Here is a 19604-nt window from a genome sequence, read left to right on the forward strand (position 1 = left end):
GCTCACCCGACGACTTCACCTGACCCGGCCTTGGCACACCACACCCAACGACCCACACCACACAAAGTCACCGGTATTGGTCCTAGGGGCTCAGGCGGGGCGTCCCGGGGGCTCGGGCGGGCGGTGCCGGACGCTGGTAGCGCAGTTCCGGGACGCTCCGGCCCGCCACCGCGTACGCCTCCTCCGCCCCGTCCGGCGCGAACCCGGCCCGCTCGTGGAACCGCCGGGCGCGCAGATGGCCGCGCACCCCCCAGAGGCACGGCGCGCCGAATCCGCCCGCCCGGGCCCCGTCCAGCCCGCCGGCCAGCAGCGCCCGGCCGGCGCCAGTGCCGATCGGACCGGGCTCCACACAGAGAGCCGGCAACTCGCCCATGGGCAGCCGGGAACCGGTCAACCCGCCGCCCTCCAGGGCGAGATCGGCATCCCGGGCCGGTCCGACCGCGACCCGGCCGACCACCTCCCCGGCCCGCTCCGCCACCGGCTCGACGACGCCCGGCCGCCGTCGCCGGAAGCGCTCCCGCCGTCGCCGGGCGTCCTCCGCCACGCTCATCGCGTCCAGGTAGGTCCGCGGCATCAGCCCCCCGGTATGCCGCCTGCCGGCCGCGCGCTCGGACCCCCGAGATCGCGTCGACATCGGCCTCCGTCATCTCACGTATCCGCAAGGGGCGCGACGCCTGCTCCAGCGTCCCCCCGCCTGCCCCGTCCCGCCCCGCACCCTGGGCGACTCCCTGGTCATCTCCCCGTCCCCCTCCGTGCGGCACAGGTTCGACGCCCGCCCGGACACCCGTCAACGGGATTCCCCGGTCGCCCTCCCCGGTCGCTCTGCCCGGCCGGACGATCGCCCTCCGGACGCGGGCCGCTTGACCCTGCCCCTGGGGACGGGGTTCGACACTCCCGCCATGGAACAGCGCACGCATCCCGCCACGGCCACCGCCTCCGACCCGCGCGCCCGCACCGCGGACACCGGCCCCCACCTGCCCGGGACGCGCGGCAGAGTCGTCGTCATCACCGGGGCGGGCACCGGAATCGGCCGCGCGGCCGCCCTGGCGTCCGCGGCGGAAGGGGCGCGTCGGACGCCCCGAGGAGGCCGTCCGGGCCGTCATCCGGCTCGCCGCACCGGCCGCGTCGTTCGTGACTGGGGCGGTCCTCCCGGTGGACGGGGGAGCGGTCGTGGGCTGAGCGGCCTGAGGGGGACGGACGTAACGGCGGTGGCCGGCTGGGGGAGCGGAACGGCGCGGGCGTCCGCTGCGGGGTGAGGGTGGCCGGGCCCCGGAGCGCGGCACCCGGGGCCGCTGCCGGCCCACGGCGGCGGAGCGGGACGGGGCGAGGGGATGTCATACGGTGCGGATCGGTGAACTGGCAGAGTTCGCGGGGGTGTCGCCGTGTGCGCTGCGCAACCACGAGAGCACGGGACTGATCTGCTCGGAGCGGGCGGCGGACGGCTATCGGGTCGGTGATGCGGGCACGGCCGTGCGGGTCCGGAACATCCGGCATCTCCTCGGTGCCGGGTTCACGCTCGCCGACGTCCAGTGCTTCCGGGGCTGCCTCGACGGCGACATGACCACCGCACCGCCCTCGCCCGAGGGCCTGCGTGTCGCCCGTGAGCGGCTCGCCGTCATCGACGCGCGCATCGCCGCCCAGACGGCCGCCCGCGACCGCCTGGTGCGGGCCCTGGAGACCGTTCCGGCCGCTTCCGGAAGCCGGGGCTGAGGCGGGCGCGGCGGGCCCGCACGGACGCCGTGGGGCGCCCCGCCCCGGGCGCTGCGGCCGGCCCTCACAGCAGCGTCAACTGCGTGGCCCCGGAAGCCGGATCGCCGACCGCGGGTGGCGCCGCATCCGTACCGGAGCCGCCGCCGTCGCGCGCCGTGATCCGCCGGGCCTCCCCGGGGCGGGACGGGCCGAGGCCGTATTCCGCGGCCAGTTCGTGGACCTGGCGGGTGATCCGGCGCTGGTACCACTTGGGGGCGTACGGGCCGTCGGCGTACATCGTCTCGTAGCGGCGCACGAGGTGCGGGTGGTGGTGGCCCAGCCAGGCCGTGAACCACTCGCGGGCGCCGGGGCGCAGATGCAGGACGAGGGGGGTGACCGAGTCGGCGCCGGCCTCGGCGACCGCGCGGACGGTGGCCCGCAGCCGGTCCGGGGTGTCGCCGAGGAAGGGGATCACGGGAGCCATCAGGACACCGCAGGGGATGCCGTGCGCGGTGAGCGTGCGCACCACGTCCAGGCGCCGTTCGGGGGCGGGGGTGCCGGGTTCGACGGTGCGCCACAGCTCGCGGTCGAGGAAGCCGACGGAGACCGAGATGCCGACGTCGGTGACGTGGGCGGCCTGCCGCAGCAGGTCCAGGTCGCGCAGGATCAGGGTGCCCTTGGTGAGGATCGAGAACGGGTTGGCGTGGTCGCGCAGCGCGCCGATGATGCCGGGCATCAGGCGGTAGCGGCCCTCGGCGCGCTGGTAGCAGTCGACGTTGGTGCCCATCGCGATGTGGTCGCCGCGCCAGCGGCGGGCGGCCAGTTCGCGGCGCAGCAGGTCGGGGGCGTTGACCTTCACCACGATCTGCGAGTCGAAGTCGAGGCCGGTGTCCAGGTCCAGGTAACTGTGGGTCTTGCGGGCGAAGCAGTACACGCAGGCGTGACTGCACCCGCGGTAGGGGTTCACGGTCCATTCGAACGGCATCCGGGAGGCGCCCGGTACGCGGTTGACGAGGGAGCGGGCGCGCACCTCGTGGAAGGTGATGCCGCGGAATTCGGGGGTGTCGACCGTTCGGGTGACGACATCCGTCCCGAACAGCGCGGATGGGCTTTCACCCAGATTGTCCCAGCGCATGGGGCCTCCTGTTGTGATCCGGCCGTGCCCCCGTTCTGATAATAGAACACGTGTTCCCTTCGCGTTCGTCAACCGGATTTGGGCCCGGTGCGCAGTGGTGGTTGGCTTGGCCGCGCACCGCAGGTTGGCGGCGCACCGCAGGACCGGCAGCCGACTACTGGAGGAAGACAGACATGGGGCAGGTCGAGGCCACCACGCAACGCGAGATCGCGGCGGACCCGGAGGATGTGTTCGACGCGATCGCCGACTACAGCGGCACGCGTCAGCAGCTGCTGCCCGAGCACTTCAGCGAGTACGAGATCCGCGAGGGCGGCGACGGCAAGGGCACCCTCGTCCACTGGAAGCTCCAGGCCACCAGCAAGCGCGTCCGGGACTGCCTGCTGGAGGTCGACGAGCCGACCGACGGCCAGCTGGTGGAGAAGGACCGCAACTCCTCCATGGTGACCACGTGGGTCGTCACCCCGGCCGGCGAGAACCGCGCCAAGGTCGTCGTCACCACCACCTGGCAGGGCGCCGGCGGCATCGGCGGCTTCTTCGAGCGGACCTTCGCCCCCAAGGGACTTGGCCGGATCTACGACACGATCCTCGCCAACCTGGCCGCCCACATGGAGAAGTGACCCGGCGCCCTCGCTCCGGTAACCCTTTCGGGGCGCCGTCATGCTCACCGGTTCGGGTGGTTTCCGTTGAGTCGCACCTTCCGGCCCTCCGGCCGGTGGGCCGGTGGAAACCCCTGATGGGAGCCCAATAGGCGCCGCGGGCAACGTACTTGACGTCCGTTCCCGCCCACCGTGCTCTGATTCTCCGCGCTTGATCGCCGTTGTCGCCCAATGCGAGAAATGGGCGGCCGTATGAGGTGGATGAGGCGTACCGAGGGGAGCAGGACGTGGGCGGGACCACCCTGAGCGAGCGGGGCCGGCGGGCCGGACCGCGCGCCGCCGGCGCCACGACGGGCCCGGCGCCGCAGCCGGCCGACCCGGAGGCGGGCGACGGCGCGCCGCCGATGAGCCGGCGCCGGACGCGGACCGTCTTCCTCGGGCTGCTGCTGACCCTGCTGCCCGCCGCCCTCGCCCAGACCATCGCCGCCACCGCGCTCCCGAGGATCGCCGGCGAGCTGCACGGCCTGCCCGCGATGCACTGGGTGGTGACCTCCTACCTCCTGGCGTCGGCCGTCGGCCTGCCCGTCTACGGCAGGCTCGGCGACCTCCTCGGCCGGAAGCCCGTCTTCCTCTTCGCCGTCCTGGTCTTCACCGCCGGCTCCGCGCTCGCCGCCTGGTCACGTTCGATGGACCAGCTGGTCGCCTTCCGGGCGGTCCAGGGCATCGGGGGCGGCGGCCTCCTGATCGGCGTTCAGGCGATCGTCGCCGAAGCCGTACCGCCGCGGGCCCGCGGGCGCTGGATGAGCCTGATGGGCGCCGCGTTCGGCCTGGCCTCGGTGGCCGGGCCGCCACTCGGCGGCCTCTGCGCCGACCACGCCTCCTGGCGCTGGTGCTTCTCCCTCGACGTGCCGTTCGGCCTCCTTGCCTTCCTCCTGGTCGCCGTCGCGCTGAGGCTGCCCCGGCCCGCCGCCCGCCCCCGGCTGGACGTCGGCGGTGCCCTGCTGCTCGCCGTGTTCGCCACCTGCGTTGTCCTGCTGGCCAGTTGGGGAGGTACGCGGTACGCCTGGGGCTCGTGGGCCGTCCTCGGGCTCGGTGCCGGGGCGCTGGTCAGCGCGGCGCTGTTCCTCGTCGTCGAGCACGCGGTCAGCGAACCGGTCGTTCCGCTACGGCTGTTCCGCGACGCGGTCTTCAACCTCACCGGCCTGATCGGCGCCGCCATCGGTCTGGCGCTCTTCGGCGCGACCAGCTATCTGCCGAGCTTCCTGCAGATGGCCGGCGGCGCCACGGCCACCGCCTCCGGACTGCTGATGCTCCCCATGACGGGCGGGGTGGTGCTCGGTGCGCTCGGCACCGGGCAACTCATCAGCCGCACCGGCCACTACAAGATCTTCCCCATCCTCGGCTGCGCGGTGGCCGCGGAGGGCATGTGGCTGCTGTCCCGGATGCGGCCGGACACCTCCCGCGGCGTCTACAGCCTCTGGACGGGCATCCTGGGCCTGGGCCTCGGCCTGGTGCTGCCGGTGCTGGTGCTCGCCGCGCAGAATTCCGTACGCCGCCAGGACCTCGGTGCCGCGACCGGCGCCGGCAACTACTTCCGGCAGCTCGGCGGCAGCGCCGGCGCGGCCCTCTTCGGCGCCCTGTTCGCCAACCGCCTCGCCGCCCAACTCGGCGACCGGCTGCCGCACCCGGCGCCGTCGCCCGGCCCGGAGTCGATCACTCCCCAGCTGCTGCGCGCCCTGCCCGCCGCGCTGCGCGACAGCTACGCCGCCGCCTACGCGAAGGCCATGCCGGGGATCTTCCTCTACCTCGTGCCGGTACTCGTCCTGGGCTTCCTGCTCGCCATCTTCCTGAAAGAGAAACCCCTGGTGTCCCACGCCTCGCACGCCCCCCAGACCCCGCACGCGCCGTACGGCGGCCCGGCGGACCCCGCCGCCGTGCCGCCGGCCCGCACCGCGCACGACGCGGCCACCGGGTACGCGCCCTCGGGCAACTCGTACGGCTCCAAGGGGAGTTACGCGGCCGGCCACGCCCACACCCACGGCGCCGGGCAGCTGGCGACGATCAGCGCCGGCGTCCCCGTGTGCGGCACGGTCCAGCACCACGACGGCAGCATCGTGCCGCGCGCCGCGCTCACCCTCATCGACGTCGCCGGGCGGCAGATCGGCCGCGGCGCCACCGGCGACGACGGCCGGTACGCGCTGAGCACCCCGGGGGCCGGGGCGTATGTGCTGATCGCCGCGGCGGGCGGGCACCAGCCGCAGGCCGTCACGGTGACTGTCGGTGAGCGGCCGGTGGAGCTGGACGTGGTGCTCGGCGGCGCCGGGCGGCTGGCCGGCGCGGTCACCACCGCCGACGGCACACCGGTCCGCGACGCCATGGTCACCCTCACCGACGTCCGCGGCGAGGTGGTCGCCACCACCCGCAGCGGACGCGAAGGCGGCTATGCCATCGGGGAGTTGGTGGCCGGCGAGTACACCCTCGCCTCCAGCGCGCCGGCGTTCCGGCCGGCGGCGCTGCCGGTGACGGTCCAGGCGTCCCGGGAGACCCGCCAGGACATCGAGCTGGCCGGCGGCGCGGTGCTGCGCGGGACCGTACGGGCCGGCGGCGGGCGGCCCGTCGAGGACGCCCGGGTCACGCTGCTGGACGTGGCAGGGAACGTCGTCGACACCGCGACGACGGGCCCCGACGGACTGTTCCGCTTCGTGGACCTCTCGGCCGGCGAGTACACGGTGATCGCCGCCGGATACCCGCCGGTGGCCACCGTCCTGCAGGTGGCGGGCGGCGGGCGCACCGAACGCGATCTCCAATTGGGGCACGAGGACTGACGCGCCGTCACAGGGGGCGCACGCTCCGGCGCACGCTCTCTTCGCGGAATGCTGCCCGCCGCCTCCGCCGCGGCCGTACCGTGGTAGCGGTGGTGCAAGATCGGTGTACGAAGGAGCAACCGCCCATGGAGCGTGTCCCGTTGTACGGCGAGGAGCGCTCCGGTGCGGCACCCCGGGTGGCCGGACGGATTCCGCTCGCCGTCGTCGTGGTGGACGCGGAGGGCCTCATCTCCCACTGGAGCAGTGGCGCCCGCAGGCTCTTCGGCACCGGTCGCGAGGAGGCGGTGGGCGCCCCCGCCGTCGATCTGCTGCCCGTCACCGGCGCACTGGGCGCGGCGGAGTGGGACGAGCGCGCGGCGGCGCGCGGACCCGGCCTGGAGGCGTTGCTGGGCGGCGGCACGTCCTATCCGACGGCGGGCCGCGCCCGGATGGCCGCGGCGCCCGGCCCGCTCGATCTGCTCTGGTGGGCCTACCCCCTCGTCGGCCCCGGCACCGAGCGGCTGCTCGTCCTCGCCGCGGACGCCGACCGGTTGCACGGCGGCCGAGGGGGGCGCGGGGCCGACGGCCGCCCCGCGGACCAGGAGCGGTTCGCGCCGGGGTTCGCACTGCACACCGCCTTCCCCGGCGCCGAGGACCTGGCCCGCCGGCTGCCCGACATCCTGCCGAGCATGAGCCCCCGGGAGAGCGCCCGGATCGTCTCCCAGGTGCTCGAACTGGGCTATCCGATACTGGAGATCAGCCAGCAGGAGCGCGTCCCGGTGACACCGGACTGGGGCGTACCGCGCCGGGTCGAGCGGCGGGACCGGCTGCTGCGCGCGGCCCGGACGGCACCGGACCCGCGGGCGGCCGCGGCGGCCGCCGCCGAGCTGGAGTCCGATCTCGAATACGCCGCGGTCCGCGAGCGGTTGGAGTTCCTCAACGAGGTCAGCGGGCGGATCGGCTCCTCGCTGGATCTCGCCCGGACGGTCCAGGAGGTCAGCGAGGCCGTCGTACCGCGCTTCACGGACGTCGCCGGGACGTACCTGCGCGAACAGGTCGTCGCCGGCGAGGGCTTCCCCGACGGGCCGCCGGACGCCACGACACTCTGGCACCGGGTCGCGGTCGAGCACAACGACGAGCCGGGGCGCTGGGACGACGTCGTCCCCGTCGGCGAGTCGATGCCGTTCCCCGTGCACACCCCGTTCTTCCAGTGCATGACCACCGGGCAGCCGGTGCTGGTGCCGCGGATCAGCGAGGAGACGGGCAACGCCATCGCCGCGCAGTTCGAGAAGCGGGACATCAGCCCGCTGATCAACGGCCGGTCGCTGCTGGTCGTCCCGCTCAAGGCGCGCAACGTGGTCCTCGGCTTCATGATCCTGCTGCGGCACCCGGCGCGTACGGAGTTCAACGACATGGACCGGGTGACGGGCGCCGAACTCGCCGCCCGCGCCGGGCTCGTGCTGGACAACGCACGGATGTACACCTTCCAGGAGAACGTCGCCGAGACGCTCCAGGACACCATGCTGCCGCAGCGAGCGCCCCGGATGGCCGGCTGCGACACCGCCACCCGCTATCTGCCGGGCACCCGCCTGGGCCGGGTCGGCGGCGACTGGTTCGACACCATCAAACTCCCCGGCTCGCGCACTGCGCTGGTGGTCGGCGACGTCATGGGCCACGGCCTCAACTCGGCCGCGATGATGGGACAGTTGCGGACCGCCGTGCAGACCATGGCGGCCATCGACATGCCGCCGGCCCAACTGCTGCGCAGCCTCGACGACCTCGCCCAGCGGCTCGGCGACGGCTATCTGGCCACCTGCCTCTACGCCGTCTACGACCCGATCGGCCAGCGGCTGACGCTCGCCAACGCCGGGCACATCCCGCCCGTCCTGGTGCGCGCCGAGGACGGCCGCAGTGAACTGCTCCGGCTGCCGACGGGCGCGCCGATCGGCGTCGGCGGGGTGCCGTTCGAGGCCGTCACGGTCCCGGTGGCACCCGGCGACCGGCTCGTCCTGTGCACCGACGGCCTGGTGGAGGTGCGCGGCGAGGACATCGGCGTGGGGCTGGCGGCGCTGGCGGAGTCCGCGGCGCATCCGGCCGCCTCCATGGACGACGCCTGCGACGCCATCATCCGGGCGCTGAACGTCACCGACGACCGCAAGGACGACGTGGCGCTGCTGATGGCCCGGCTCAACGGCATCCCGCCGGAGTCGGTCGCCGAATGGCGGCTGCGCCTGGACGCCCGGGAAGTCGGCCGGGCCCGGCGGCTGGTGGGCGACCAGCTCGCGCGGTGGGGGCTGGATCCGGCCGTCGAGACGGCGCAGCTGCTGGTCAGCGAGATCGTCACCAACGCCGTCCAGCACGCGCACACCCAGCAGGTGGTGCTGCGCCTGGTGCACACCGACGCCCTGCTGTGCGAGGTCTCGGACGACGACCACGCGCTGCCGCAGCTGCTGAACGCCGGCCCGGGCGACGAATTCGGCCGCGGGCTGCGGGTGGTGAGCCGGCTGGCCCGGGAGTGGGGGACCAGCCGGACGGCCGGCGGCAAGACGGTGTGGTGGGAGCAGTCGCTGCCCCGGGGCCGGCGTACCGCACGGTGAGCCGGGCGGTGCGCCACGCCGCCTCGAACACCGTGTGAAACGTCCGCCGAGGGTGGCGCGTTCCCCCTTGCGGGGCGATCACCGGCGGGCGTAGCAAGTGACCCATGAGTGCTTCGAGCCACGATCTCCAGGCATGGGAAAGCTTCTGGCGCGCCGCCCCGGCCGGCGCCGGCGCGGTCTTCTGGGACGCCGATCCGTCCCTGACCGCACAGCTCCATCTCCCGCTGTTCGACGGCCACTTCGACGCCGGACTCCCGCTGGTCGACCTGGGCTGCGGCAACGGCACCCAGACCCGCTTCCTGGCCGGCCGCTACCGGCGGGCCCTGGGCGTGGACCTCTCCGCCGCGGCCGTCGAGCACGCCCGGACCGATGACGCCGACGGCGTGGCCGAGTACCGCCGGCTCGACGCCGCGGACGGCGCGGCCGTGCGGGCGCTGCACGCCGAGCTGGGTGACGCCAACGTCTATCTGCGGGGCGTACTGCACCAGTGCACACCCGAGGACCGCCACCGGATCGTGGCGAACCTCGCGGTGCTGCTGGGCGCCCGCGGCCGGATCTTCGCCGTCGAACCGGCCGCGGCGTCGAAGGGGATCCTGCGGGCGCTGGCCCGGGGCCCGGCCGGACCGCCCGGCAAGCTGCGGGCGATCCTGGCGCACGGCATCGCCCCCGGGGAGATGGCCGACTCCGAGGTGCCCGAGCTGCTGCGGTCGCAGGGGCTGCCGGTCGCCGCGTCCGGGCGGCTGCCGCTGACCACGACCGAGTACCGGGCGGACGGCACCCGGATCGAACTGCCGACCAACTGGGTGGTGGCGGGGGCCGGTTGAGGCCCGCCGTGCGGGCCGTACGTCGGACCGCCGCCCCGGCGCAGGGCAGGGTGGCCGTGACGTACCGGCCATCGCATGGACCTGCCCAACTGCGGTCTCATCGACCTCAGTTGGGCAAGCTTCCGGGTGACTTCCCGGGCCGCGCTACTTCTCCTGGAGGGAGGCGGCGATGGCGGCCAGCGCCTGGACGATGTACGCCTCGGTGGCGGCCTTGTCGATGCCCAGGCCGGTGAGGACGCCCGAGCCGTCCTCCTGCTCCAGCAGCGCGAGCAGGAGGTGTTCGGTGCCGATGTAGTTGTGGCCCAGCCGCAGGGCCTCGCGGTAGGTGAGTTCCAGTGCCTTGCGTGACGGGACGTCGAACGGGATGAGGGTGGGGAGGGTTTCCGCGGCGGGCGGCAGCGCCGCGGTCGCGGCCTCGCGGAGCGCCTCCGGGGACACGCCCTGCGCCGCGATGGCCTTCGTGGCGAGCGCTTCCGGCTCGCAGAGGAGCCCGAGGGCGAGGTGCTCGCGGTGGATCTCGGCGTTGCCCGCCGTGCGGGCTTCGGTCTGTGCCGCCACCACCACCTTCCTGGCCCGGGGGGTGAAGCGGCTGAAGCCCTGTGCGGGATCGAGATCCGCCGCCAGGTCCATCGCCTTCGGTACGAAGCGCTTCTGGGCGGCCTGCTTGGTGACGCCCATGCTCTTGCCGATCTCGGTCCAGGACGCGCCGGAGCGCCGCGCCTGGTCCACGAAGTGGCCGATGAGGTGGTCGGCGATGTCGCCGAGGTGATCCGCGGCGATCACCGCGTCGGAGAGCTGGTCCAGTGCGTCGGAGTGCGCCTTCTTGATGGCTTCGATCAGGTCGTCGAGCCGGACGGGGTTCGTCATGGGGTCTGGATTCGTCATGCGTCAACGTTAGGTTGACGGAAGCTCACCGTCAACCCCTCGTTGACGATGAGGGAGGTGCTCCGGCGTCAGTCGCCCGTATGCGAGTCGATGTCCCGCCGTCGTGCCCGGGGCTGCTCGGGTTCGACCGGAGGGTGTTGCGGCGGGCCGCTCGCTCGTATGTCCCCCGTTCATCCGCGGGCGGCACGACTCCCACCGTGCGCGCGGGCGTCTACGGTGCTGTAGTCGGTCTACGTTGCTGTAGACGGTCAAGGTCGCGAACAGAGGACGAAGCCCCGGTGACGACCGCAGAACTGCATGCCGGCAGTGGACAGTGCCTGCTCGCGCGGGCCCAACGACATCTCACCTGGGCCATGCCGGTCGCCTACGTGGCCGCCGCGGTGGTGCCCCAGGCCGGACAGTGGGCGCGGCAGCTGCCCTGCGGCACCCTCCCACTGCCCGGCGGGCGCGCGACCCTGACGGCGCAGACCCTCCTGCTGGCCTGGGTGCTGTTCACCGCGGCACTCCAGGTGCGCGTACGGGAACTGACGGTCCTGCTGCGCCGGCCCGGATTACTCGTGGCCGGGACCGCGGCCAACACCGCTCTCCCGCTGCTGATCCTGGCCCTGCTCGCCGGGGCCTTCCTGCTCCTCCCGGACGCCGACGGCGGCAGCGGGCTGCTCACCGGTCTCGCGCTGATCGCGGCCATGCCGGTCGCCGGCGGGGCCACCGTCTGGGGCAGCCGGGCCGGCGGCAACCAGACCCTGGTCGTGGGGCTGGTGATGTCCTCGACGCTGCTCAGTCCGCTCACCATCCCGCTCACGCTGGCCGGCGCCGCCGCCGTGACCAGTGGCAACTACTCGGCGGCGCTGGGCCGGATGGCGCAGGTGGCCGGCGGGGCGCTCGCCGCGGCCGGGGTGGTCGCACCGTGCCTGCTCGGCCTGGCCGTACGCGCCGTGCTGCCCGACCGCTTCGCCACCGCGGCCCTGCCCTGGCTGAAGCTGCTCGCCCTCGGCGCCGCCCTCACCCTCACCTACGTCAACGCCTCGGGCGCCTTCGCCGACCTCATCGCCCGCCCCCGGCCGGCGCTGCTCGCGCTCGCCACCCTGGCGGCGGCGGCGATGTGCGCGGCGTCCTTCCTCCTGGGCTGGTGCCTGGCGCGCGCCCTGCGGGCCGCGCACGCGGACGCCGTCGCCCTGACGTTCACCTCGGGGATGAACAACAGCAGCGCCGGCGCGGTGCTGGCCACCACCCGGTTCCCGGACCATCCGCACGTGCTCCTGCCGATCCTGGCGTACAGCCTGCTGCAGAAGGTGCTCGCCGGGATCGCGGACAGCACCCTGGCCGGGCGCGGCGGGAACCGGAACGGCCGGCCGGGCGCACCCGCCGACCGGACCGGCGGTCGAGCGGCGCCCGCGAACCGATCCGGAATCAGCCGGGAAGCCTTCAGGTGATCCCGGGCGGCGTGCCGTCCCGTGAGCACCGCAGTGGAAACACGCCCGGCCGGGCAACTGCCCACCGTGGCCGACCGGTTCGCGCACCCGTCACCCGTCACCCGCTCCGGCGGGAGGCCGCCGGCGGGAGGGCCCCGGCCCTGACGGGAGGGCCCTGAGGGACGGGCTCCGATGGGACGGCGACGGCAGCCCCGGCTGCTGTGTCGGGTCCATCCACCACACGGCGGTCGACCCCGGGAGCGTCCCGGCCGGACAGGCGCCGCTCGCCAGCAGCGGCACGCCCGCCACGGGTGCGGGCACCGGCTCCGTGCCGAAGTTGATCGCGCACACCAGGCCGTCACCGCGAACGAACGCCAGTACCTGGGCCGGGGACTCCAGCCAGCGCAGGGTGCCCTCGCCGAGCTGCGGAAGGCCCCGGCGGAGTTGGAGCGCCTCGCGGTAGAGGTGCCAGAAGGAGCCGGTGTCGGCCACCGCCCGGTCCATGGTGTGCCCGGCGAACCCGGCGGGCTGCGGCAGCCACGGCTCGCCCTCGGCACCCGTACTGAAGCCGAACGGCGCCGCGTCCCCGGACCACGGCAGCGGCACCCGGCACCCGTCCCGGATGTGCTGCCGGCTGCCCGTGCGGTGGAAGATCGGGTCGGTGAGCACCTCGTCCGGCAGATCGGTGACCTCGGGCAGGCCCAGCTCCTCGCCCTGGTAGACATACGCCGCGCCCGGCAGGGCCAGCATCAGCAGCGCGGCGGCGCGGGCTCGCGCCGAGCCCAACTCGCCTTCCGGAGTGCCCCGTTCGCCCGCGTAACGGGTGACGGTCCGCACCTGGTCGTGGTTGTTGAGCACCCAGGTGACGGTCGATCCGGTGCCCGCGATATCGGTCAGCGCATCGGAGATGACCGTGCGGAAGAGCCCGACGTCCCACCGCGCGGTCAGCAGGTGGAAGAAGAACGCCTGGTGCAGCTCGTCGGCCCGGACGTACGCGGCCTGCTCGCCCGGAGTGCGCACCGAGACCTCGCCGACCAGGAGCCGGTCCCGGCCGTCCACGGCGGTGTACTCCTCGCACAGCGCCCGCCAGTCGCGCCACACCTGGTGCACCTCGGGCTGGTTCCAGGCCAGCGGGTTGACCGAGTCGCGGGTGCGCTCGTCGGCCGACGGATCGGGGGAGTCGGGGAGTTCGGGGTGCTTGTACAGTCCGGCGGCCACGTCGATGCGGAACCCGTCCACGCCCCGGTCGAGCCAGAAGCGCAGCACCTTGTCGAAGTCGGCGGCCACATCGGGGTTGCGCCAGTTCAGATCGGGCTGCTCGGGGGTGAACATGTGGAGGTACCACTGGCCCGGGGTGCCGTCCGCCTCGGTGATCCGGGACCAGGCGGGGCCGCCGAACATCGCGCGCCAGTTGTTCGGCGGCAGTTCACCGGCCTGTCCGCGCCCGTCGGCGAAGTGGAAGAGCGACCGCGACGGGCCGCCCGGGGCTTCCTCCAATGCGGCCCGGAACCAGGGATGTTCGCTGGAACAGTGGTTGGGGACGATGTCCAGCAGCACCTTCAGGCCGAGCTGGTGCGCCTCGGCCACCAGGCGGTCGAACTCGTTGAGATCGCCGTACGCCGGATCGACGTCGCGGTAGTCTGCGACGTCGTAGCCGTGGTCGTGCTGGGGGGAGGGGAAGAACGGGCTGAGCCACATGCCGTCCACGCCCAGCTTCTTGAGGTACGGGAGCCCGCTGCGGACCCCGGCGAGGTCGCCGGTGCCGTTGCCGGTGGTATCGCGGAAGCTGCGTACGTAGACCTGGTAGATGACCGCATCGCGCCACCAGCGCTGGGCCGTGTCCTGGGTGGCGGTCGGGTGGCCGCGTTGCGCGGTGGCTGTGAGCATCTGCCGTGATCCCGTTCTTACGTGTGCAAGTCGGCCTGGCCGCCTGCGAGTTGCTGTTATGCATGTATGTTAGGTAGCGGTGTCTTTTCGGTGTCAACAGAATGTTCAAAGTTGTCACAGAGGTGCCCGGGATTGCGTGGAATGGGCGCGACGCCCGTACCTGACTGCTCAGCATCCGGCCCGGTACGGCCGGTCGGCGCCCACCGCAACTCCCCTCCGAGACCTGGGTGTTGGGCGAGCGGCGCGACGCGCGTAACAGGGCGGGAACCGGACCGGGGAGCGGTCCGGCGAGCGACCCGGCGAGCGGACCTGGTGAGGGGGAGCGGCAGGGGCTGCCTGCCGTACGGCTACCCCGCGGAGCCCACTTCACGCCGTGCGCCGGCGGGCCGGCCGGTGGACCGCCCCATGAATAGCCGTTCGCTGTGCGGGATACTGGATACCTCGGGGCGAGACGACGGCGAGCCGATTCACCAACGGGGGAACCGGACAACCGACATGTAGTGCCGGAGGGAGAGGGAGAGCGTGCGGCTGCCACTCCTGGCGCTGCTGGTCAGCGGACCCGCACACGGCTACGAACTCAAACGCGCCCTGGAGGCGCTGCTGGGCGTGGCCTACCCGTCGCCGAACATCGGTCAGATCTACGTCACCCTGGGCAGGCTGGAGAAGGCCGGTCTCCTTGAGGGTGAGGACGTCGAGCAGCCGGACCGCCCCAACAAGCGCATCTACCGCATCACCGCGGCCGGCCGGGAAACCGTGGACGCCTGGTTCGAGGAGTCCACCGTCGAGCCCCGGGTCCGCGACGAGTTCTTCATGAAGTTCGCCCTCGCCCCCCGTACCGGCACCGCCGACCGGCTCGCCCTGATCGACAGGCAGCGCCGCCAGTACCTCAAGAGCATGCGCGCACTGTCCCGGCTCGCGGCGGCCGGGAACCAGGACAACCAGGTCGCGCAGCTGCTGATAGAGGGCGCGATGCTCCACCTCCAGGCGGACCTCGACTGGCTGGAGCGCTGCCAGGAGGAGCTGGAATAGCGGGGCGTGCTGGGCCACACAGACGATCTTCAGTGGTCTGGACCGGCGGAGTTATCCACAGCCCTGGTCCGGGTGTTCGAGGCCGCGTACCGTGACGGATCAAGGGCCGCGCATCCGGCCTCCCGCCTGCGATGGGACTGACAGACGGTGAAGATCCTGATCTCCGCGGACATGGAGGGTGCCACGGGCGTGACATGGCCCGCCGATGTGCTGCCGGGCACACCGCAGTGGGAGCGCTGCCGCCAGATGTTCACCTCCGATGTGAACGCGGCCGTCGCCGGGTTCTTCGACGGCGGGGCGGATGAGGTCCTCGTCAATGAGGCCCACTGGTCGATGCGCAATCTGCTGCTGGAGCGGCTCGACCGTCGGGCGGAGATGCTGACGGGGCGCCATAAGTCGTTGAGCATGGTGGAGGGGGTGCAGCACGGAGACGTCGACGGGATCGCCTTCGTCGGGTACCACACGGGCGCCGGCACGGAAGGGGTGCTGGCGCACACGTATCTCGCCAACACGCTGACGGGCGTCTGGGTCGACGGGGTGCGGGCGAGCGAGGGTCATCTCAACTCCCTTGTGGTGGCCGAGTACGGCGTTCCGGTGGTGCTGGTGACCGGCGACGACCGGACGTGCCAGGACGCGCTGGGGTACGCCCCGCGGGCGCCGGGGGTGGCGGTGAAGGACTATGTGTCGCGCTATGCGGCGGTCTGCCGCCCGCCGGCCCGTACGGCGGCCGAGATCCGGGCTGCGGCCTGCAAGGGGGCGGCGCTCGCGGTGCGTCACGATCCGGCCCAGGCAGGTCCGTTCCGGTTCGAGTTGGAGTTCGACGCGGAGCATCTGGTGGGTGCGGCTACGTGCGTGCCCGGCGTGGAGCGCTGTGGGGAGCGCCGGGTCGCGTATACCGGTCAGAACATGTACGAAGCCATCCGGTGTTTCAAGGCGGTCACCACGGTCGTCTCGTCCGCCGTGGAGGAACAATATGGCTGAGAATCAGCGGGCGGAACAGAGCGCGGGCACGGCCGCGGGAGCGGTCGACCAGCAGGCGCTGGACGAGGTGGTGCGGTTCACCTCCGATCTGATCCGTATCGACACGAGCAATGCCGGTGACGGTGCCTGCCGGGAGCGCCCGGCCGCCGAGTACGTCGCCGAGCGGCTGGCCGACGTGGGGATCGAACCGGTCCTGCTGGAGCGCAGCAAGGGGCGGACGAACGTCGTCGCCCGGATCGAGGGCACCGAACCCTCCGCCGATGCGCTGCTGGTGCACGGCCATCTGGACGTGGTGCCGGCCGTGCCCGGTGACTGGCGGGTGCACCCCTTCTCCGGGGAGGTCCGCGACGGTGTGGTCTGGGGCCGCGGCGCCGTCGACATGAAGAACATGGACGCGATGATGCTCGCCGCCGTCCGACTGTGGGCGCGCGGCGGGGTGCGGCCACGGCGCGACATCGTGCTGGCGTTCACCGCCGACGAGGAGGCCAGCGCCGAGGACGGTTCGGGATTCCTCGCCGACCATCACGCCGACCTCTTCGAGGGCTGCACCGAGGGCATCAGCGAATCCGGCGCGTTCACCTTCCACGCGGGCGGCGGGATGCGGATCTATCCGATCGCGGCGGGGGAGCGCGGCACGGCCTGGCTGAAGCTGACCGCCCATGGCCGCGCCGGGCACGGCTCGAAGATCAACCATGCCAACGCCGTCAGCCGCCTGGCCTCCGCGGTGTCGCGGATCGGCGAGCACGAGTGGCCGGTGCGGCTCACCCCGACCGTCCGGGCCGCGCTGCGCGCGCTCGCCGCGCTGCACGCCGTGGACGTCGACGTCGAGAGCCCCGCATGCGACGTCGACGCGCTGCTGAGCAAGCTCGGGCCGTCCGCCAAGCTGGTTGCGCCGACGGTCCGCAACAGTGCCAACCCGACGATGCTGACCGCCGGTTACAAGGTCAACGTGATCCCGGGATCCGCCGTCGCCTATGTGGACGGCAGAGTCGTCCCAGGCGGCGAGGCGGAGTTCCGTACGACCATGGACGCGCTCACCGGACCCGATGTGACGTGGGACTACCACCACGGCGAGGTCGCCTTGCAGGCGCCGGTCGACTCCCCGACGTTCGCCGCGATGCGCGCGTCGGTCGAGCGCTTCGACCCGCAGGGCCGGGTCGTGCCGTACTGCATGTCCGGCGGCACGGACGCCAAGCAGTTCTCCCGGCTGGGCATCGTCGGCTACGGCTTCTCGCCGCTGAAGCTGCCCGAAGGCTTCGACTACCAGGCGCTGTTCCACGGCGTGGACGAACGCGTACCGATAGAGGGCCTGCACTTCGGCGTCCGGGTGCTCGATGACTTCCTGCGCGGCGCCTAGCGCCTGCCCCTCACGCCTGCCCCTCATGCCTGGCCCATCGGACGGGCCCTACCGCCGGAGAAGGGGCGGTCGGCCGACCGCCGGGGTCCGGCCGGCCGACGGCGAACCGTCCCGGGCGCCGCACGAGGAGGAAACGACAGCATGGTGACCACGGCTCCGTACGGCTCCTGGGCGTCCCCGCTGGACGCCCGGACGGTCGCCGCCCGCGACGGCCGCCCGGCGTGGGTCGACTTCGTCGGCGACGACGTGTGGTGGACGGAGCCGCGCCCCGCGGAGGACGGCCGGCGGGCGCTGACCGTGCCGCTCGGTGTCCCGGCGGAGCTGGACGCGTCGGCGGGCACGCTGACCTGTGCGATACCGGCGCTGGTCTGACGGCGGGCGGTCCGGCATTCGGCTGACGTAGGGTCAAAATCTCCGCCCCCGGGCCGCCGTACGCCCTATATATCCGTGGGTAGCAATGAGCTGACGCTCCGACATCACCGCATGTCGTGAGCGTTGACATGCCCGTTACTCGTGTCACACCATGACCCGGCCGCTACCGACCAGTTGGTACGGCGTGTCCTTGTGGAGGTCTCGTGCCCAGCGTGTCCCGAGCCGTGTCCCGCCCCGTACTCCGCACGCCCCTCGCTCTGCTGGCCGGCACCGTCCTCGCCGTGCCCGTCGTCCTCAACGCCCCCACCGCGGCAGGGGGAGCCGCCGCCCCGTTCACGGTCACCGCGCTCACGGTGACCGTCCGCGCCGGCGGCCGCACCTGCCCCGTGGACGTGGACCTGTACCGCCCCCAAGGCGTGGACGCCGCGCACCCGGCGCCCGCCGTACTGACCACCAACGGCTTCGGCGGCAGCAAGGCGGACGGCTCGACCGACGGCATCGCCCGGGCCTTCGCCTCCCGCGGCTATGTCTCCCTGGCCTACTCCGGCCTCGGGTTCGGCAAGACCGGCTGCCCGATCTCCCTCGACGACCCCGGCATCGACGGCAGGGCGGCAAGCCAGCTGATCGACCTGCTGGCGGGGACGCGCACCGCCGACGACGGCACCCGCATCGACTACGTCACCCGGGACCGGCCCGGCGATCCGCGGGTCGGCATGATCGGCGGGTCCTACGGCGGCGCGATCCAGATGGCGACCGCCGCCGTGGACCACCGCGTCGACGCCCTGGTGCCGCTGATCACCTGGAACGACCTCGGGTACTCCCTCGACCCGAACAACACCGGCCGCAGGCGGGGCGTCGGCGGACAGGTGCCGGGGGCGTACAAGCACGAATGGACGAACGGGTTCTTCCTGCTCGGCGAGGCGCAGGGGCTGCTGCATCCGGGACTGGACCCGTCGTGGATCGGCGGCGCGGGCTGTCTGCACTTCGTCGCGCCGGCCTGCCGGATGAAACGGCTGCTGGATTCCCGCAGGTATCCGCCCGACCGGACCCAGGAGGTGTTCCGGTACGTGCGCAGCGTCTCACCGGTCTCCTACCTGAAGTCGGTCACGGCGCCGACGCTGCTGGTCCAGGGGGAGGCCGACACCCTCTTCAACCTCAACGAGGCCGCGGCCACGTACCGGACCCTCCGCGCGCAGGGCACCCCGGTCGGGATGATCTGGCAGTCCTGGGGCCACAGCGGCGGGATCAAGAACCCCCCGAAGGGCGAACTGAACCTGGCCACGGGCAACTTGGACAGTAGCTATGTGGGGCAGCGGATCCTCGCCTGGTTCGACCGCTATCTGCGCCACCGCACGGCGGCCGGCACCGGCCCGGCCTTCGCGTACTACCGCGACTGGGCGACGGGCCCAAGCGCCTACGCCACCTCGTCCGCCTTCCCGACGGGGGGCCGGCAGCGGCTCTATCTCTCCGGCGACGGCAGGCTCGTCGACAACCGCGGCGAGGTCGCGCGCGGCAGCCGTGAATACCGCAACGTGCTGGTGCCCACCAGCCATTCGGAGAACTCGCTGGCCGCCCTCATCGGCCTGCCGGACGCGCCGCCGTACGACATCAAGGGCACCTACCTGGACTGGACCTCGGCGCCGGTGACCGGTGGACCGGTGGACGTCGTGGGCCCGCCCAGGGTGACGCTGAGGGTCTCCTCGCCGCAGGCCGAGGAGGTGCAGAACTCCTCGGACGCGGCGGACAGGCTGCTGCTCTTCGTCAAGGTCTACGACGTCGCGCCGGACGGCGGCAAGACGCTGGTGCACCGGATGGTGGCCCCGGCCCGGGTGCCCGATGTGACCCGGAAGTTCACCGTGGAACTCCCGGGTATGGTGCATCGCTTCGCGCCGGGGCACCGGCTGCGGCTGGTGATCGCCGCGAGCGACACCGCCTATGCGGGCAATCGCGGGGTGAAGCGGGTGACGGTCACCAGCGCTCCCGGGGACACCGGGGTCCTCGAACTCCCCGTCACCGAAGGGGTGTTGCGGTAGCGG

The 19604-nt window shown here is 73.0% G+C and carries 15 protein-coding genes and 1 pseudogene; 12 read left to right on the forward strand and 4 right to left on the reverse strand.

Annotation, left to right across the window (positions count from 1 at the left end; all coding sequences use genetic code 11):
- Nucleotides 1–82: 82 nt before the first annotated feature.
- Entirely contained in the window at nt 83–574 is a 492-nt protein-coding gene (locus ACO1BR_RS34275; RefSeq protein WP_426799010.1) for an N-acetyltransferase family protein, read from the reverse strand.
- Nucleotides 575–1062: 488 nt separating this feature from the next.
- On the opposite strand from ACO1BR_RS34275, the pseudogene ACO1BR_RS34280 reads away from it, so the two are divergent.
- Nucleotides 1063–1179 (forward strand): annotated as a pseudogene (locus ACO1BR_RS34280) (SDR family oxidoreductase); the annotation flags it as partial.
- A gap of 162 nt (nt 1180–1341) precedes the next feature.
- Entirely contained in the window at nt 1342–1710 is a 369-nt protein-coding gene (locus ACO1BR_RS34285) for a MerR family transcriptional regulator (protein ID WP_426799011.1), read from the forward strand.
- A gap of 64 nt (nt 1711–1774) precedes the next feature.
- Here ACO1BR_RS34285 and ACO1BR_RS34290 read toward each other — a convergent pair whose 3' ends face one another.
- Nucleotides 1775–2824, reverse strand: a complete 1050-nt coding sequence (locus tag ACO1BR_RS34290) for an Rv2578c family radical SAM protein (RefSeq protein WP_426799012.1) — start codon at nt 2822–2824, stop codon at nt 1775–1777.
- A 173-nt stretch (nt 2825–2997) separates the two neighbouring features.
- Between ACO1BR_RS34290 and ACO1BR_RS34295 the strand changes: the two genes are divergently transcribed.
- The 4 genes from ACO1BR_RS34295 to ACO1BR_RS34310 all read left to right on the forward strand — a co-directional run bounded on the left by ACO1BR_RS34295 (nt 2998) and on the right by ACO1BR_RS34310 (nt 9645).
- Nucleotides 2998–3441, forward strand: a complete 444-nt coding sequence (locus ACO1BR_RS34295) for an SRPBCC family protein (RefSeq protein ID WP_159507307.1) — start codon at nt 2998–3000, stop codon at nt 3439–3441.
- 266 nt (nt 3442–3707) lie between these two features.
- Nucleotides 3708–6245: an MFS transporter gene (locus ACO1BR_RS34300; RefSeq protein WP_426799013.1), complete on the forward strand. Its 2538-nt coding sequence runs from the start codon at nt 3708–3710 to the stop codon at nt 6243–6245.
- Nucleotides 6246–6370: 125 nt separating this feature from the next.
- Nucleotides 6371–8821, forward strand: a complete 2451-nt coding sequence (locus ACO1BR_RS34305; protein ID WP_426799014.1) for a SpoIIE family protein phosphatase — start codon at nt 6371–6373, stop codon at nt 8819–8821.
- A 104-nt stretch (nt 8822–8925) separates the two neighbouring features.
- Nucleotides 8926–9645 carry a class I SAM-dependent methyltransferase gene (locus ACO1BR_RS34310; RefSeq protein WP_426799015.1) on the forward strand — a complete coding sequence of 240 codons (720 nt, stop codon included), beginning with the start codon at nt 8926–8928 and terminating at the stop codon, nt 9643–9645.
- 144 nt (nt 9646–9789) lie between these two features.
- Here the strand turns inward: ACO1BR_RS34310 and ACO1BR_RS34315 are convergent, their stop codons facing one another.
- Nucleotides 9790–10530, reverse strand: a complete 741-nt coding sequence (locus ACO1BR_RS34315; RefSeq protein WP_426799016.1) for a Clp protease N-terminal domain-containing protein — start codon at nt 10528–10530, stop codon at nt 9790–9792.
- Between the two features lie 278 nt (nt 10531–10808).
- Between ACO1BR_RS34315 and ACO1BR_RS34320 the strand changes: the two genes are divergently transcribed.
- A complete protein-coding gene (locus tag ACO1BR_RS34320; protein WP_426799017.1) occupies nt 10809–11963 on the forward strand; it encodes a bile acid:sodium symporter in 1155 nt (384 codons plus the stop codon).
- Nucleotides 11964–12053: 90 nt separating this feature from the next.
- Here ACO1BR_RS34320 and ACO1BR_RS34325 read toward each other — a convergent pair whose 3' ends face one another.
- The gene (locus tag ACO1BR_RS34325; RefSeq protein WP_426799018.1) at nt 12054–13829 is read right to left on the reverse strand and encodes a glycoside hydrolase family 13 protein; all 1776 of its coding nucleotides are present in this window, start codon (nt 13827–13829) and stop codon (nt 12054–12056) included.
- 522 nt (nt 13830–14351) lie between these two features.
- Between ACO1BR_RS34325 and ACO1BR_RS34330 the strand changes: the two genes are divergently transcribed.
- The 5 genes from ACO1BR_RS34330 to ACO1BR_RS34350 all read left to right on the forward strand — a co-directional run bounded on the left by ACO1BR_RS34330 (nt 14352) and on the right by ACO1BR_RS34350 (nt 19601).
- On the forward strand, nt 14352–14858 hold the full coding sequence (locus ACO1BR_RS34330) for a PadR family transcriptional regulator (RefSeq protein ID WP_426799019.1): 507 nt from the start codon (nt 14352–14354) through the stop codon (nt 14856–14858).
- Nucleotides 14859–15005: 147 nt separating this feature from the next.
- On the forward strand, nt 15006–15839 hold the full coding sequence (locus ACO1BR_RS34335; RefSeq protein ID WP_426799020.1) for a M55 family metallopeptidase: 834 nt from the start codon (nt 15006–15008) through the stop codon (nt 15837–15839).
- A complete protein-coding gene (locus ACO1BR_RS34340; RefSeq protein ID WP_426799021.1) occupies nt 15832–17196 on the forward strand; it encodes a M20/M25/M40 family metallo-hydrolase in 1365 nt (454 codons plus the stop codon). Before ACO1BR_RS34335 ends, ACO1BR_RS34340 begins: the two co-directional genes overlap by 8 nt.
- A 141-nt stretch (nt 17197–17337) precedes the next feature.
- Nucleotides 17338–17568: a hypothetical protein gene (locus tag ACO1BR_RS34345; protein ID WP_426799022.1), complete on the forward strand. Its 231-nt coding sequence runs from the start codon at nt 17338–17340 to the stop codon at nt 17566–17568.
- A gap of 212 nt (nt 17569–17780) precedes the next feature.
- On the forward strand, nt 17781–19601 hold the full coding sequence (locus ACO1BR_RS34350; RefSeq protein ID WP_426799023.1) for a CocE/NonD family hydrolase: 1821 nt from the start codon (nt 17781–17783) through the stop codon (nt 19599–19601).
- The last annotated feature ends 3 nt before the right edge of the window (nt 19602–19604 follow it).

Source organism: Streptomyces sp. YGL11-2 (assembly GCF_050054615.1).
In the GTDB taxonomy this organism is placed as follows: Bacteria; Actinomycetota; Actinomycetes; order Streptomycetales; family Streptomycetaceae; genus Streptomyces.